The organism is Brevundimonas sp. BH3, assembly GCF_045345115.1.
Lineage (GTDB): Bacteria > Pseudomonadota > Alphaproteobacteria > Caulobacterales > Caulobacteraceae > Brevundimonas.
Window position 1 is genome coordinate 575404 of sequence record NZ_CP150796.1, and the last position, 14719, is coordinate 590122.

The following is a 14719-nucleotide window of genomic DNA, read 5'->3' on the forward strand; positions in this document are numbered from 1 at the left end:
TCGTCCGACCTACCGAAAATCTGAAGTTTCACCCCCTTCGTGACCGGCTGCTTGCGGCCGTTCGCAAAGACCCTTCCCATCAACCCCAAGAGTCATATGACCGAAACCTTTAACCCCACCCGCGATGATTTCGCCGCTCTGCTCGACGAACAACTGCAAGGCCGCGACCTTGGCGAAGGCCAAGTCGTTCACGGTCGCGTTGTCGGCATCGAAAAAGACATCGTCATCATCGACGTCGGCCTGAAGACCGAAGGCCGTATCGCCATGCGCGAATTCGGCCAAGGCGAAGGCGCTGTCCTGCCGAAGGTCGGCGACAACGTCGAAGTTTACCTGGAACGCGTTGAAAACGCTCTGGGTGAAGCCGTCATCAGCCGCGACAAGGCTCGCCGCGAAGAAGCCTGGACCCGTCTGGAAGCCGTCTTCGCCGAAGGTCAGCCGGTCAACGGTGCTATCGTCGGCCGCGTCAAGGGTGGTTTCACTGTCGATCTGGGCGGTGCTTCGGCCTTCCTGCCGGGTTCGCAAGTCGACATCCGTCCGGTTCGCGACGTCACCCCGCTGATGGGCAAAGAACAACCGTTCGCCATCCTGAAGATGGACCGTCCGCGCGGCAACATCGTTGTCTCGCGTCGTGCGATCCTGGAAGAAGCCCGCGCTGAACAGCGCACCGAGCTGGTTGGTCAGCTGGCCGAGGGTGAAATCCGTGAAGGCGTTGTCAAGAACATCACCGACTACGGTGCGTTCGTTGACCTGGGCGGCATCGACGGCCTGCTGCACGTCACCGACATGTCGTGGAAGCGCGTGTCGCATCCGTCGCAAGTCCTGGCTGTTGGCGACACCGTCAAGGTCCAGATCGTCAAGATCAACCCGGACACCCAACGTATCTCGCTGGGCATGAAGCAACTGCAGTCGGACCCGTGGGACGGCGTGGAAGCCAAGTACCCGGTCGGTGCCAAGTACACCGGTCGCATCACCAACATCACCGACTACGGCGCATTCGTTGAGCTGGAAGCCGGTGTTGAAGGTCTGGTCCACGTTTCGGAAATGTCCTGGACCAAGAAGAACGTCCACCCGGGCAAGATCGTCTCCACCTCGCAAGAAGTGGACGTCATCGTTCTGGACGTCGACAGCGCCAAGCGCCGTATCTCGCTGGGCCTGAAGCAAGCTCAAGCCAACCCGTGGGAAGCTTTCGTTGAAGCTCACCCAGTCGGTTCGACCGTCGAAGGCGAAGTCAAGAACGCCACCGAGTTCGGCCTGTTCATCGGTCTGGACAACGACATCGACGGCATGGTCCACCTGTCGGACCTGGACTGGAACGTGTCGGGCGAAGAAGCCATCCAGCGCTACCGTAAGGGCGAGGTCATCAAGGCCAAGGTTCTGGACGTCGACATCGAGAAAGAACGCGTCTCGCTGGGCGTCAAGCAACTGGGCGCTGACCCGATGGAAGGCGACGTCTACAAGCGTGGCCAACAGATCACCGTCACCGTTTCGGCGATCGAAACCGGCGGCATCGAAGTCAAGTTCGGTGAAGACGACGCTCTGGTCACCGCCTTCATCCGCAAGTCGGATCTGTCGCGCGACCGTAACGAGCAACGTCCGGAACGCTTCAATGTCGGCGATCGTATCGACGCCATGATCACCACCGTTGACAAGGCTACCCGCCGCGTTTCGGTGTCGGTCAAGGCACTCGAAATGAAGGACGAGCAAGAAGCCATCGAGCAGTTCGGTTCGTCGGACTCGGGCGCTTCGCTGGGCGACATTCTGGGCGCAGCCCTGAAGAATGCCTCGAAGGACTAAGTCCTTAAAGCGTCCTGTGCTGTGGCCCGCAGGGCCATGGTTCGGAAATCATGAGGGCGGTCGGAGCAATCCGGCTGCCCTTTTCTTTGGGTTACATTTCAGGGGGCTGATTTCGGCCTAATCGCAGAAAATCGTTCTTTGAGACGCAATTTTCCTCTTTCTTCCAAAGTCATCAGGTGTTTAGGTGGTGTTCCGAGGCTGGCGAATGCGCCAGACGAGACACATACGGGGGCCTGTATGATCAAGTCCGAACTGATCGAGAAGCTGGCGGCTGAGAATCTCCATCTCACCCATGCCGAAGTCGAACGCGTGGTGAATGTCATTCTTGGGCAAATGACCAGCGCCCTGTCAGAGGGCGGTCGGGTTGAGCTTCGCGGTTTTGGCGCTTTCTCGGTTCGTAGCCGCCCGGCACGTTCGGGGCGCAATCCGCGCACTGGTGAAACCGTCGAAGTGCCCGCCAAGGCGGTGCCCTTTTTCAAAAGCGGCAAGGAACTGCGTGTGCGTCTGAACGCTTCTGGTGACGCCTGATCTTCCCTATAGGGGGTGAACAGATTCTGGTGCGGTAGTGCCGCACCCCCTAACGGAGCATTTCAATGAGCCTTAGCAGCGAATTCAAGGAATTCATCGCACGCGGTAACGTCGTAGATCTGGCGGTCGGTGTGATTATTGGTGGCGCGTTCGGCAAGATCGTGACCAGCCTGGTCGATCAGATCGTTATGCCTCCAATTGGCTGGTTGATTGGCGGGGTGGACTTTGCAGCGCTGAAATACACCCTGCCGGTCAATCCGACGAACCCGACCGGTGATCCGGCGGTGATCGAATATGGTGCCTTCATCAATACCTGTATCCAGTTCATCATTGTGGCTTTCGTCATCTTCATGATGGTGAAACTGGTGAACAAGCTGCGTCGCACACAAGAAGCAGCTCCGGCGGCACCGACGCCTACCGAGGCCTTGCTGGTGGAAATCCGCGATGAATTGAAGAAGCGCCCGTAAAGAGCCATTTCGGGCAAACAAAAAAGGCCGCCGGATCGTTCCGGCGGCCTTTTTTTGTATGGAGCTTCGATTAGCTCGAGGCCGTTTCCCAAGCGGGTGGGCAGCCTTCGAAATCACCGGCATCTACAACCGTCAGGGTTTTCATATTCAGCGGCATGGCGGGTCGCATTGAACCACGACCATGGCCGGTAAACAGGTCGATTTTGGCACCGCGGATGGCACCGCCTGTGTCCGAGGCATACCAATAGCCATCGTGCTTGGTGCCGTCGGCCATTTCTAGGCCAACCGTCTCGCGAATAAACAGGCGGGTACGGCGCGGAATGACGCGCGGATCGGTGGCAACGGTGCGCATGGCAATCGGACGGCATCCCAACGAATCGTTACCGGTCGCACCACCACCACCGGCGTGGTAGAGGCGGGCCGAGGCGCGCCAGTCGGCCTCTTCGAGCATATGGGCTTGCTGTTCGTCGCTCAGGGCCGCGATTTTATCGGCGGCGACGGCTTCGGTGTCGACTTTGGCTGCGAGGGATGCGGCTGCGATTTCGTTTGCAACAACAGCCTCGTAAGGGACAGGTCCGCTGGAAGAGGCGAACGACAGGGCCCATAGGGCGGCCAGAGCGGCGACCGTATTCAGCATCTAATTCACATGAGCAGCACCGGCACCAACGCCCACCGGCGGGAGAGCTTTTGACGATAGAATATGGCAAAATTGCGTCAAATAAGATGATGGCTAGGCGTGGCGCAATTGCGGCAGGCATTGCCACAGCATACTCGCATTTATGTTCAGAATAGAGTGTATTATTGAATACAGTATTAGATGATGTTGCTAATCTTTTAGTGGTTATTAACTTAAAAAACATTTCTGATCACGGCGTTGTGAAAACTTTATTGCGAAGATTTCCGTTTATGGGTGCAAATAGTCCCGCGTAGATGTTTCTTTAACGACCTGAAATCGAGCGTGCCTACAAAGGTTTTGAGGGCATTGGTGGCGGGCTTTGTCCGAATGGGATAAATCGGCACACGATTTGACCCTATCCACCGGAGTTCGCCATGAAGCGATCCATCAAGCCCCTGATGATTTCTGCCGCAGCGTTGATGCTGGTGACGGTGCCTGCTGCTCAGGTTGTGGCGTGGGGGGCTTCGGGCCACCGCGTTATCGGCGTAACCGCCATGCAGGCTCTACCGGACCATTTGCCTGCCTTCCTGCGCTCGCCGGGGGCGGCTTCGGATGTGGGCGAGTATTCGCGTGAACCTGATCGCTGGAAGGGGGCGGGCCAACCGCACGACCGCGAACGTGACACCGCACACTTTATCGATATGGATGACGAAGGCCGTGTAATGGATCATCGCGGTATGACGATGGACCAGTTGCCGCGTCTCAAGTCCGAATATGATGCCGCACTGACCAAGGTTGGGCTGGATGTCGATAAGGCCGGTTATCTGCCCTATGCCATTATGGATGCATGGCAAAATCTGGAACGCGACTTTGCCTATTGGCGCGTGCTGAATGCAGCCGAAGCGCGCGAAACCGATCTGGCCAAGCGCGAATGGTATCGTGCCGATCGTCTGCGCCGCGAGCAGTTGATCCTGCGCGATATCGGTGTTCTTAGCCATTATCTGGGGGATGCCTCGCAGCCGCACCACACGACCATTCACTTTAATGGCTGGGGCGGTGAGACCAATCCGGAAGGATTTACGACTTCACGCCGCACACACGGCACGTTTGAAGGGGCCTATACGTCACGCAATCTGAACCCCGCGACGGTGCGTGCGGCTATGGCTCCGATGAATGTCGAGGGCTTTGACCTTAAGGCCCGCACGGTGGGTATGCTGAATACCACTTTGGGTACCGTCATTCCCTTCTACCGTATGGAGAAGCAGGGCGCGTTCAATGGCACCGATCCGCGCGGCGTCGAGTTTGTGAATACCCGTTTGGCCGCCGGTGCAGAACAGGTGCGCGACTTTACCGTGGCGGCATGGAATGTGTCGGGTACGGCATTGGTGGGTTGGCCAGCTGTCAAGGTGGCCGAGGTTGAAGCGGGCAGTGTCGATCCGTGGATCGCTCTGGTGGGCGAAGACTAAATCGTCTCCAATCGTCGTAAATGGACCGCTCCTGCCTTCGCAGGGGCGGTCTTCGCGTTTAAAGAGGCGGCCATGAGCGCAATCACCCCTCCCGTCGTCATCCTGGATCGATCGCAACTGGCCGATAACATCGGCTCGGTGGCCCGTGTCATGGCCAATTTCGGTCTGTCGGAATTACGTCTGGTCAATCCGCGCGATGGCTGGCCACAGGAACGGGCATGGGCGACCGCGTCCGGTGCTGACTGGGTGCTGGAGGGGATCAAGGTATTCGATACCGTGGCGGACGCCATTGCCGACCTGAATGTGGTGTTTGCGACAACGGCTCGCCCGCGCGAGACGCGTCAGCCGGTACGCACACCGCGTGAAAGCGCCCGCATCCTTTATGACGAGACCGCTTCGGGCCTGAAATGCGGCCTTTTGTTTGGCGGGGAAAGGGCGGGTCTGGAAACGGGCGATATCGCACTGTGTGCAGGCATCACCACCATTCCAATCGATCCGCGTCACCAATCTCTCAATCTGGCGCAGGCTGTGGCTATCAATGCCTATGAGTGGCGCACCCTTATTCTGGATGCACCACCCCCATGCTTCCGCGAGGCCGAGCCACCTGCCTCCAATGCGCTGTTGATGGGCATGTACGAGCATCTCGAAGCCGAGCTGGATAATGGCGGCTTCTTCCACCCGCCCGAGAAGAAACGCTCCATGAGCCAGAACCTGCGCGTCATGCTGGGCCGTGCCAGCTTTACCGAGCAGGAGGTGGCGACCTTCCGTGGTGTAATCCATGCCCTGTCCAAGGGCCGTGGTCGTGTGCTGGCCAAGATGGCGGCTAAAGCGGCTGCCGAGGCTAAAAAAGAAGACTAAGCCTTATTTCGAGGCGGAGAGGGCGTCGAGAATACGCTCCAACCCTTGAGGGGGGACGGCCGTGCTCCACAGGCTGCCGTTCAGGGCCATGCCCTGTCCGGTTTCGAACAGGGACTGCATGGCGGCAGTGTCGAAATTCATCAGGTTCACCCCGTCCGGCAGGCGGGGGATCGAAGCCGTTCGCAGCGGCAGGCCGCGTGCGGCACACAGGGTGACCGCCGTGCTGAGCGCCTGACGGTAGGAAAACCGCAACATGGCATCGAAGCTGCGGGTGGTGACGGTGGCCATGTTGGGCGCTGTCGTCTTGGGGGCCGGGTCCAGCACCGTATTGATGATCACATGCACACGCCCGCCTTTCAGCCGTTTGCCCAGCTTCTGCCAGCGCAGCAGGCTTTCGGGCATCAGGAACAGGGGCGAGGCAAGGCCCCCGTCCACATGCATTTCCTGATAGGTTTGGCCGTCCACCTCTACATCGATCAGGCGGGGCGAAAAGACCACAGGCAGGCTGGCCGAGGCCACCAGAATATCCTTGAACAGGCGCAGGGCTTTTTCGCCGCCATGGCTGGCGATGGCACCCATATCCCAGATACAGGCTGACTGGCTGTCGAGATCGGTGGTGGCCACCAGCAGTCGGCGTCCGCGTTCATGTTCGCGGGCAATGGCCTCGATCAGTTCCATGTCCACAAAGGGCGTGATCAGGGCCTCTAGGGCCTCTGCCCTTAACAGGCCGCCGCTCAGGACAGGGGCGAGGCGGCGCGGGTCCAGCAGGGATCGGGCATGGCCGCCCGTATAGGCATCGCGCAGCTTTTCATCATAGGCCGCGCCCAGAAAGGCCAGCGGCGCAATCAGGGCTCCGGTGCTGACGCCGGTGACAAGGGCGAACCGGGGGCGGTGGCCGCTCTTGGTCCAGCCGCACAGGGCCCCTGCGCCAAAGGCTCCACCTGCCGCGCCCCCTGACAGGGCCAGAATGTCGAACCGTTCCGAGGCCCAGTTGGCGCGCGGTAATGACAACCGGTCGGCGGCTTGTTGCAGGGCCTCCTCGGCGGTATCCGCAGACAGGCGGATATCGGTAAACCCCTTGATCTGTGCATTGCTGACAGGCGGATAGGCACGACGTCCACGAACAGAGCGCGTTTCGGAAGATGCCGGGGCAGGGAGCTTTACCATGCCTCAACTTCTCCCGAGACGCCGTGCCTTGGCAAGTGCCGCCTAGTAGCGTCGAGCCTTGGCCAGTTGCTCGGCGTGGAAGTGGCTATCGCCGAGAGTTTCGTTCAGCACCCTGACCCGTTTCATATAAAGGCCGATGTCGAATTCGTCGGTCATGCCAACGCCGCCGTGCATCTGCACCCCTTCTTGCACGGCCAGTTCGGCCACGCGGCCGGCCTTGGCCTTGGCCACCGAGGCAGACAGGCCAGCGGTTTCCTTGCCCTCGTCAAGGGCTTGCAAGGCCCCGAGCGTTGCGGCCTTGGCCAGTTCCAGCTCGGTATAGAGATGGGCGGCGCGGTGTTGCAGGGCTTGAAACTCACCGATCAGCTTGCCGAACTGCTGGCGGGTTTTCAGATAGTCGAGCGTGATGGCAAAGGCTTGGTCGCCCGCACCGTTCAGGCCCGCTGCGGCACAGGCGCGGCCAAGAGAAAGCGCCTTGTCCAGCACCGGCTGGCCCGTGCCGACCTCGCCGATCAGGGCGTCGGCATCGACCTCAACGTCTTTGAAGGTGATGCGGGCGGCATTATGGGCATCGACCATGACGGTGCGCTCGATGCTGATCCCGTCTGTTTTGGGATCGACAAGGAACAGGCTCAAACCTTCATCGGTCTGGGCCGCAACAATCAGGGCATCGGCCACATGGCCGTCCAGCACCAGCGCCTTGGCCCCGTTCAGCTTGAAGCCGTTACCGCTGCGTTCCGCGCGGGTTTCGATGCGGTGCGGGGCGTGTTTGGCCCCTTCATCGACGGCCAGAGAGACAATCGCCTCGCCCGCCGCGATCTTGGACAGCCAGAATTTCTGGTCATCCGATCCGGCGTTCTGCAAAATATTGGCCGACAGGACTGCGCTGCCAAAGAAAGGCGAGGGCGTCAGGGTGCGGCCAAGGCTTTCGGCGATCACACCCGCCTCGACGGCTCCAAGGCCCGAGCCGCCATGCTCTTCGTCAATCAGCACACCGGCAAAGCCCATTTCGCCGAACTGCTGCCACAGGGTGCGAGAGAGGCCGTCAGCATCGTGGCTGTCGCGCAACTGGCGCAAATGTTTGATCGGGGCGTGCTCGCTGAGGAAGCCGTCCACGGCATCTTTCAGCATCACCTGTTCGTCTGTCAGGATCAAAGGCATGGATCAGGCTCCCGGCAGGTTCAGAAGGTGTTTGGCGATGATGTTGAGCTGCACCTCGGTGGTGCCGCCCTCGATGGAGTTGGCCTTGGTGCGTAGCCAGCTGCGGGCGGTTTCACCCTCGTGCGAGCGCTCGCTCTCCCATTCCAGTGCGTCGATGCCGCCAGCGGCCATCAACAACTCGTATTTGCGCTTGTTCAGTTCCGAGCCGTAATATTTCAGCACCGAGGCCAGCGCCGGATGGGCCTGACCGGCCTTCATGCGGTCAACGGCGCTGTCCATGGCCAGTTTGAAGGCGGCGGCATCCACATCCCATTCGGCGATGCGGGCGCGCAGCATGGCATCTTCAATCCTGCCTTGATCATCGGTGCCGAGGCTGTCGCGGGCTACCTCGCCCAGTGGGCGGCCCATGCCTTCGCCCATGGCCCCGATCATGGTGCGTTCGTGGGCCAGAAGGTATTTGGCGACGTCCCAGCCACGGTTCAGTTCGCCGACCAGATTTTCTTTCTCGACGCGCACATTGTCGAAGAAGGTTTCGCAGAAGGGTGACTTACCGGAAATCAACGTGATGGGGCGTGTCGAGACACCCGGCGTTTCCATGTCGAACAGGACAAAGCTGATTCCTTTGTGCTTGCTCGACGGATCGGTGCGAACCAGACAGAATATCCAGTCTGCCTTGTCGGCATAGGAGGTCCAGATCTTCTGGCCGTTGACGATCCAGTGGTCGCCCTTGTCTTCGGCGCGGGTTTGCAGCGAGGCGAGGTCCGAACCTGAACCGGGTTCGGAATAGCCCTGACACCAGCGGATTTCGCCGCGCACAATCTGGGGCAGGAATTTCTTTTTCTGTTCTTCGGTGCCGAAGGCCAGAAGCGCCGGACCCAGCATCCAGATGCCAAAGCTGTTCAGGGCCGGTTGCGCCTTGATACGGCGCAGTTCCGAAGACAGCACCTTGGCCTGTTCGCGGCTGAGGCCACCGCCACCATATTCGGCGGGCCATTCGGGGGCGGTCCAGCCCTTGGCCCCCATGGCGTCCATCCACGCCTTGTGGGCGGGCGTTTTAAAGGTGGCGCTGCGGCCACCCCAGATCATGTCGTTTTCGGATTCGATCGGCCCGCGCACCTCGGCGGGGCAATTGGTTTCCAGCCAGTTCCGCACTTCGAGGCGGAAAGCTTCGAGATCACTCATAGGCACGTTTCCCCTTCGGTATGGCCTCTTCGGGCCATCTTCGGGATCGACGTTATCACATGGGTTTTGATTGGCTACGGTCTAGATCAATCCGTGTGATCACCCCTTCGTGGGTACGAAGGGCGAGAAGGTGATGACCGTATAGGTGTCGCGGATGTTCGGGCGGGTCTGAACCTGTTTGGTCACGAAGGTGCCAATATCCATGTCCTTGGGAAGGTGGAACTTGGCCAGCAGGTCATGGTCGCCCGAGATCGAATAGACCTCGCTGATATATTGCACATTATCGACCAGATCGGCCGCCACATCATTGGCAAAGCCCAGTTCGCATTTCACGAAAACAAAGATGGCGGTCATCATGGCGGCAACACTCCTTAAGGTCTGTCTGCCTTAGCGCGATGACGGCAGTGCGCCAAGAAAAAGGGCGCTACGGTGATCCGCAGCGCCCTTATATCGATTAACCTGTGCCCGTTTTACTTGGCGGCCAGCTTGGCCTGATGCGCAGCCTGACCGGCAACGATCAGGTTGGCAGCTTCTTCGGCCGATCCCCAACGGTCGATCTTGACGAACTTGCCCTTCTCCAGATCCTTGTAGCGGGTGAAGAAATGCTCGATCTGCTGCAGTTGGATGGCCGGCAGTTGCTCGTAGGATTTGATGTCCGAATAGAACGGGCTCATCTTGTCGACCGGCACGCACAGGATCTTCTCGTCGCCACCGGCTTCGTCGGTCATGATCAGCACGCCAATCGGACGCGAGCGCAGGACGCTGCCCGGAACAACCGGATACGGGGTCAGGACCAGAACGTCGCAGGGATCACCATCATCCGACAGGGTGTGCGGGATGAAGCCGTAGTTGGCCGGATAGATCATCGGGGTCGACAAGAAGCGGTCGACGTACAGAGCGCCCGATTCCTTGTCCATCTCGTACTTGACCGGCGTGCCGCCAGCCGAGATTTCGATGATGGCGTTAACGTCCCACGGGGCGTCCTTACCAACCGGAATGGCGTCGATGTTCATATTTGTGCTCTATTGCAGATGCGAAAGATGTTGGCGGGCGTGATAAGCTCTGCGCGGGCTGACGGCAAGCGTCACGGCCTGGTTGTGTGTGGGGCAATGGTAATCGGGAGGCTTTGAGGTCGATGTCGGTTCTGGATTGGGTCGCTCTTGTCGTCTTTCTTGTGGCCTGGCTGGGCTATGACCCGCTGTTGGGGCTGATGTCGCGCCGCAGCGGTACCTTGAATACCGATATGCTGACCGTTCGCCATAGCTGGATGGCGGCGATGACCAACCGCCAGATGCGTCTGGTGGATGCCCAGTTGATGGGACACACAATCTCGTCGGCTTCGTTCTTTGCCTCAACCAACCTGCTGCTGATTGCGGCGGTTGCAGGGGTGTTGTTTGGCGGGGATGTTGCTTTGCGCAACATCGCTGCTCTTGGCGCTGAAGTGACGACCATCAAGGTGATGGAAGCCAAGCTGGCCCTGATCCTGTTGTGTCTGGCCCGCGGGCTTCTGGACTTCATCTGGGCACTGCGACAGCTGAACTATACGGTGGCCCTGATCGGAGCGGCTCCCGAAGTGCATGAAGAAGCCGATCGTGCTTCGTATGGGGTAGCCGTGGGCAAGGTGCTCAATCCGGCGCTGTCTTCATTTAACCGGGGCGAGCGGGGCTATTATTTCGCCCTTGCAGCGGCGGTCTGGATGTTTGGATCGGTGTGGTTGTTGCTGGCGGTCATTCTGGTGACCAGCCTGTTATTGTGGCGACAGTCGGCATCGCCATCGGCCCGTGCCGTTCGCGCGGCCCGTCGCCTGCTGGAGCGACACTAGACCTTGGTCGAGTGCGGCTGCGAAATTGAACTGAATAACGTCGGAATGTAACGAATTCGCTCAATTATTACAGGGTTTGAAACAGGGTGTGAAACAAAGCCGTGAATCCGAGGCTTGATATTTTGTGCACTGCAACCTAGGTTGTTTTTCGACGCTTTTGAGCGTCTCGCCCTTCCTGGGCGTTTCCTCCCTATAGACTTTTATAGCCGCGCCGGTTCTGGCGCGGCTTTTTTTTATTTTCAGTCAAGCTAAGGTCGGTTACTCGCGGCCAAGGCGCTGGGCGTGGATGTGGCCTAGCTCGGCAATCACCCGTTTCAATGCGCTATGGCAGCGTTTCCAGCCGATAGCGGGCTGGTGGTTGATCTCATCCCAATATAGGCGGCGATTGACCTCGATTTGCAGGGCGTGAAGCCCTTCTTCGGGGTGGCCCCATTTCTGGGTGGCATAACCGCCCGCATAGGGACGGTTCAAACCGACACGCCAGCGCTGCGCCTCGCACAAGGCGCGTAGTGTGCGGGTCCAGAACACGTCGCAACTGGTGCCGTGGCGGTCACCCAGAATAATGTCGGGACCATTTGCGCCGGTGGCTCTTTGGGGCATGGAGTGCCAGTCGATCAGGAGAGCCTGTCCGTACTGGTCTTTCGCCTGTGTCATCAGTCCGGCTAGGGCGTCATGGTAGGGGCGATAGACGCGATCAAGTCGCCCATTGGCTTCTGCCAACGTCAGTCGTCTCTGGTAGAGGGGCTGCCTGTCACCAGCCAGACGGTGCAGCACACCATAGCCCGCCAATGTCTTGGGGGATGGCTCTAGTGACGGGCAGTCACCGATAAGGGCGGGATCGAGATCGGTTTCGGCGCGATTCAGATCGACATAGGCCCGACCGTATCGGGCGATCAGCAGGGTCGCGCCATGATCGGGGCCGCTGGCAATCAACTGGTCCATGGCCGCATCCTCGACGCTGCGGACTGTTGCCCTGTCGGCCGCGCAATCCATGTCGGCAGGATAGAAGTTGCCGGAATGGGGCGAGGCGAAAATTAGGCCGGATGCAGCGGGGGGACGGGCCTGTCTGATCTCGAACGCCACATGCGGCGCATCCGGATCGGTATCGACTACAGGGGACGAGTTGAAGGCCATAGGGCGACATACAATGTTTGATGCTTTACGTCGCCTTTGCCGTTTCTTTCATGCGCGGTTTACAGGTCAGTGTTAGACGGAAGTCTTGCAACTGATTCAACGGGCAACCGGAACCACTCATGGCGCGAATTCTTCTGGCCGAAGACGATTCTTCTCTGCGCGGCTTTCTTAAGCGGGCGCTTGAGCGGGCCGGTCACGATGTGATCGATTGCGAAAATGGTGACGATGCTATCGATGCGCTGGAAGCGCATGGCTTTGATCTGTTGCTGACCGATATTGTTATGCCGGGAGCGGATGGTATCGAGGTGGCCCGCACCGCCAGTACCCGCGATCCGGGCATGAAGATCATGTTCATCAGCGGTTTTGCCGCAGTGGCGCTGACGGCGGCCCAGGCCTCGCCACAGGCCAAGGTGCTGGCCAAACCGGTGCATTTGAAAGACCTGGTGGACGAGGTTGATCGTATGATTGCGGCGTGATTTGAAAAATAACGGAAAAGGTTGAAAAAACCTCTTGCCGGAACCAGAAAAGGCGGGCTATACGACCGGCCTTCCCGCCCACCAAGGCAACTTGGACGGGCCGCAGAAAAGGCGGACGCGTAGCTCAGCGGGAGAGCACTACGTTGACATCGTAGGGGTCACAGGTTCAATCCCTGTCGCGTCCACCATTTCCTATTCTCCAGACATTCCGACACAGCAGTTCTGACAAAGAGCTATTTTCAAGCGTCTGGATCAGGTGCTCTGCGCACCTTGGAGATTTGCCTCCCTTTTTGGATAATCTTCGGCGAACCTTGCGAGATTAGACGGATTTTATCTGACCCTTTCGTTATATCGCTGGTTTACATTCGGGCTGGATTGCCGCCACATTTCACTATGGTGCTGCCTTAGGCACCACGCGCTCGAGGGGAGTGCGGATGTGTATGAGGGGCTTCAACTTGAAGAAACTGGTTATTGCCGCCGTGTCGGCATTGTTGCTGGCGGGGCCAACAATGGCTCAAGGCCAAAGTCAGGCTTCGGGCGACGCGCGCAGCGAGGGAGCCGCTTCGCGTGAACGCCCTTCGCATAATATTCCGCCGCCAGTGGTTTCGACCACCCGCCATACGGGCGTGTTTGGCGGGCAGCGCATTGCCTATCGCGCCATTGCGGGCGAGACCTATCTGAAGGACAAGGACGGCAAGCCGCTGGCGGCCATCACCTCCTATAGCTACATCAAGGAAGGTCCGACCGATCCGAACCGTCCGGTGACCTTCCTGTGGAATGGTGGTCCGGGTTCGGGTTCGCTGTGGCTGCAGATGGGTGCCTTTGGTCCCAAGCGCGTGGTTGTGCCGTCGGATGCCCGCGATGACGGTGCCGCCCCGTTCCCGATGATCGACAATACCGAGTCGCTGCTGGATGTCACCGACATCGTCTTCATCGATCCGGTTGGTACGGGCTTTAGCCGCGCTCTGGGCGATACTGATCCGGCCAAATACTGGGGCGTGACGCAGGACGCCAAGTCGATGGCCGACTTCATCCGTCTGTGGCTGAATGAGCATGGCCGCTGGAACGCGCCAAAATTTATCGGCGGTGAAAGCTATGGCACCACCCGTTCGGCGGCGGTCATCAATGAGTTGGAAGGCACCTATACGGATGTGTCGATCAACGGCATCCTGCTGATCTCGTCGATCCTGGACTTCAGTCAGGCCGCCAATGTTCAGGGCAATGAACTGGGCTTTGTCACTAACCTGCCGACCTATGCGGCGACGGCCTGGTACCACAACAAGGTGCCGAACCGTCCGGCGACGGTGGAAGCCTTTGCGGCCGAGGCCCGCGCCTTTGCCATTGGTCCGTATGCTTCGGCCCTGCTGAAGGGTAATGACCTGACGGCTCAGGAGCGTGCAGCCATCCTGCCGCAACTGGCGCGTTATACCGGCATTTCGGAAACCTATCTCGATCAGGTCAATCTGCGCCTGTCGCCCAGCCGTTTCTATAAAGAGCTGTTGCGTGACCGTGGCCTGTCTGTTGGTCGTCTGGACACCCGCTATACCGGCGTTGATTACGACAATGGCGGCGAGCGTCCGGACAATGACCCGAGCTTCTACGGCATCGATGGTGCCTATACGGCGGCGATGAACAGCTGGGTGCGCGAGACACTGAAATACTCGCCGGACGTGGTCTATTCCTCGATCGGCGGCACGCGTAGCTGGGACTGGACTCTCCCCTCAGCCGGGCGCGGTGGTGCCGAGTATCTGAACGTCGCGCCTTACATCGGTAAGGCCCTGCGCGAGAACAGCGCCCTGCGTGTCTTTGTGGGTCAGGGCTATTACGATATGGCCACGCCGTTCTTCGGTGCGGAATACTCGCTGAACCGTCCGGGCTTCCCGACCGATGGCCGTATCGAGTGGCACTACTATGAATCCGGACACATGATGTACGTCCGCGAGGATGATCTGCGTAAATTGTCAAACGACATCCGCACCTTCATCCGTAACCGTTAAGCCGTCTGGGCTTATGATCCTTGGCCCCGCAGCTTCGGCTGCGGGGCTATT

The 14719-nt window shown here is 59.3% G+C and carries 15 protein-coding genes and 1 tRNA gene; 9 read left to right on the forward strand and 7 right to left on the reverse strand.

The window, feature by feature from the left end; translation table 11 throughout:
* The first annotated feature begins 96 nt into the window (after positions 1-96).
* From rpsA to mscL, 3 genes are all read left to right on the forward strand, one after another.
* Positions 97-1794 carry a 30S ribosomal protein S1 gene (rpsA, locus tag WEU32_RS02740; protein WP_312134937.1) on the forward strand — a complete coding sequence of 566 codons (1698 nt, stop codon included), beginning with the start codon at positions 97-99 and terminating at the stop codon, positions 1792-1794.
* Positions 1795-2031: 237 nt separating this feature from the next.
* On the forward strand, positions 2032-2322 hold the full coding sequence (locus tag WEU32_RS02745) for an integration host factor subunit beta (RefSeq protein ID WP_312134938.1): 291 nt from the start codon (positions 2032-2034) through the stop codon (positions 2320-2322).
* A 65-nt stretch (positions 2323-2387) separates the two neighbouring features.
* Positions 2388-2789 (forward strand): large-conductance mechanosensitive channel protein MscL, encoded by a 402-nt coding sequence (mscL, locus tag WEU32_RS02750; protein WP_406852776.1) that lies wholly within the window; start codon positions 2388-2390, stop codon positions 2787-2789.
* Between the two features lie 70 nt (positions 2790-2859).
* On the opposite strand, the gene WEU32_RS02755 is transcribed toward mscL, so the two are convergent.
* Positions 2860-3426: a 3D domain-containing protein gene (locus tag WEU32_RS02755; RefSeq protein WP_312134942.1), complete on the reverse strand. Its 567-nt coding sequence runs from the start codon at positions 3424-3426 to the stop codon at positions 2860-2862.
* Between the two features lie 413 nt (positions 3427-3839).
* On the opposite strand from WEU32_RS02755, the gene WEU32_RS02760 reads away from it, so the two are divergent.
* A complete protein-coding gene (locus tag WEU32_RS02760) occupies positions 3840-4871 on the forward strand; it encodes a S1/P1 Nuclease (RefSeq protein WP_406852777.1) in 1032 nt (343 codons plus the stop codon).
* Positions 4872-4943: 72 nt separating this feature from the next.
* A complete protein-coding gene (locus WEU32_RS02765; protein WP_406852778.1) occupies positions 4944-5729 on the forward strand; it encodes an RNA methyltransferase in 786 nt (261 codons plus the stop codon).
* 3 nt (positions 5730-5732) lie between these two features.
* Here WEU32_RS02765 and WEU32_RS02770 read toward each other — a convergent pair whose 3' ends face one another.
* From WEU32_RS02770 to ppa, 5 genes are all read right to left on the reverse strand, one after another.
* On the reverse strand, positions 5733-6896 hold the full coding sequence (locus tag WEU32_RS02770) for a patatin-like phospholipase family protein (protein ID WP_406852779.1): 1164 nt from the start codon (positions 6894-6896) through the stop codon (positions 5733-5735).
* Positions 6897-6938: 42 nt separating this feature from the next.
* The gene (locus tag WEU32_RS02775; RefSeq protein ID WP_406852780.1) at positions 6939-8057 is read right to left on the reverse strand and encodes an acyl-CoA dehydrogenase family protein; all 1119 of its coding nucleotides are present in this window, start codon (positions 8055-8057) and stop codon (positions 6939-6941) included.
* 3 nt (positions 8058-8060) lie between these two features.
* Positions 8061-9239: an acyl-CoA dehydrogenase family protein gene (locus WEU32_RS02780; RefSeq protein WP_406852781.1), complete on the reverse strand. Its 1179-nt coding sequence runs from the start codon at positions 9237-9239 to the stop codon at positions 8061-8063.
* Between the two features lie 99 nt (positions 9240-9338).
* The gene (locus WEU32_RS02785; protein WP_312134953.1) at positions 9339-9596 is read right to left on the reverse strand and encodes an Lrp/AsnC family transcriptional regulator; all 258 of its coding nucleotides are present in this window, start codon (positions 9594-9596) and stop codon (positions 9339-9341) included.
* Between the two features lie 113 nt (positions 9597-9709).
* Positions 9710-10252, reverse strand: coding sequence for an inorganic diphosphatase (gene ppa, locus WEU32_RS02790; RefSeq protein ID WP_312134955.1), 543 nt, complete (start codon positions 10250-10252; stop codon positions 9710-9712).
* 122 nt (positions 10253-10374) lie between these two features.
* Here ppa and WEU32_RS02795 point away from each other — a divergent pair, with 122 nt between their 5' ends.
* On the forward strand, positions 10375-11061 hold the full coding sequence (locus WEU32_RS02795; RefSeq protein WP_406852782.1) for a DUF599 domain-containing protein: 687 nt from the start codon (positions 10375-10377) through the stop codon (positions 11059-11061).
* Positions 11062-11319: 258 nt separating this feature from the next.
* Here WEU32_RS02795 and WEU32_RS02800 read toward each other — a convergent pair whose 3' ends face one another.
* Entirely contained in the window at positions 11320-12195 is an 876-nt protein-coding gene (locus tag WEU32_RS02800; protein WP_406852783.1) for an N-formylglutamate amidohydrolase, read from the reverse strand.
* 119 nt (positions 12196-12314) lie between these two features.
* Between WEU32_RS02800 and cpdR the strand changes: the two genes are divergently transcribed.
* From cpdR to WEU32_RS02815, 3 genes are all read left to right on the forward strand, one after another.
* Entirely contained in the window at positions 12315-12671 is a 357-nt protein-coding gene (gene cpdR, locus WEU32_RS02805; RefSeq protein WP_312134961.1) for a cell cycle two-component system response regulator CpdR, read from the forward strand.
* Positions 12672-12784: 113 nt separating this feature from the next.
* A tRNA-Val gene (locus WEU32_RS02810) sits at positions 12785-12859 on the forward strand.
* Positions 12860-13126: 267 nt separating this feature from the next.
* On the forward strand, positions 13127-14668 hold the full coding sequence (locus WEU32_RS02815; protein ID WP_312134962.1) for a S10 family serine carboxypeptidase-like protein: 1542 nt from the start codon (positions 13127-13129) through the stop codon (positions 14666-14668).
* Positions 14669-14719 lie beyond the last annotated feature (51 nt).

What these genes read in the sequence shown, in the direction of transcription:
- rpsA (WP_312134937.1), top strand. Translation starts at nt 97, where the DNA reads ATGACCGAAACCTTTAACCCCACCCGCGATGATTTCGCCGCTCTGCTC.
- WEU32_RS02745 (WP_312134938.1), top strand. Translation starts at nt 2,032, where the DNA reads ATGATCAAGTCCGAACTGATCGAGAAGCTGGCGGCTGAGAATCTCCAT.
- mscL (WP_406852776.1), top strand. Translation starts at nt 2,388, where the DNA reads ATGAGCCTTAGCAGCGAATTCAAGGAATTCATCGCACGCGGTAACGTC.
- WEU32_RS02755 (WP_312134942.1), bottom strand. Translation starts at nt 3,426, where the DNA reads ATGCTGAATACGGTCGCCGCTCTGGCCGCCCTATGGGCCCTGTCGTTC.
- WEU32_RS02760 (WP_406852777.1), top strand. Translation starts at nt 3,840, where the DNA reads ATGAAGCGATCCATCAAGCCCCTGATGATTTCTGCCGCAGCGTTGATG.
- WEU32_RS02765 (WP_406852778.1), top strand. Translation starts at nt 4,944, where the DNA reads ATGAGCGCAATCACCCCTCCCGTCGTCATCCTGGATCGATCGCAACTG.
- WEU32_RS02770 (WP_406852779.1), bottom strand. Translation starts at nt 6,896, where the DNA reads ATGGTAAAGCTCCCTGCCCCGGCATCTTCCGAAACGCGCTCTGTTCGT.
- WEU32_RS02775 (WP_406852780.1), bottom strand. Translation starts at nt 8,057, where the DNA reads ATGCCTTTGATCCTGACAGACGAACAGGTGATGCTGAAAGATGCCGTG.
- WEU32_RS02780 (WP_406852781.1), bottom strand. Translation starts at nt 9,239, where the DNA reads ATGAGTGATCTCGAAGCTTTCCGCCTCGAAGTGCGGAACTGGCTGGAA.
- WEU32_RS02785 (WP_312134953.1), bottom strand. Translation starts at nt 9,596, where the DNA reads ATGATGACCGCCATCTTTGTTTTCGTGAAATGCGAACTGGGCTTTGCC.
- ppa (WP_312134955.1), bottom strand. Translation starts at nt 10,252, where the DNA reads ATGAACATCGACGCCATTCCGGTTGGTAAGGACGCCCCGTGGGACGTT.
- WEU32_RS02795 (WP_406852782.1), top strand. Translation starts at nt 10,375, where the DNA reads ATGTCGGTTCTGGATTGGGTCGCTCTTGTCGTCTTTCTTGTGGCCTGG.
- WEU32_RS02800 (WP_406852783.1), bottom strand. Translation starts at nt 12,195, where the DNA reads ATGGCCTTCAACTCGTCCCCTGTAGTCGATACCGATCCGGATGCGCCG.
- cpdR (WP_312134961.1), top strand. Translation starts at nt 12,315, where the DNA reads ATGGCGCGAATTCTTCTGGCCGAAGACGATTCTTCTCTGCGCGGCTTT.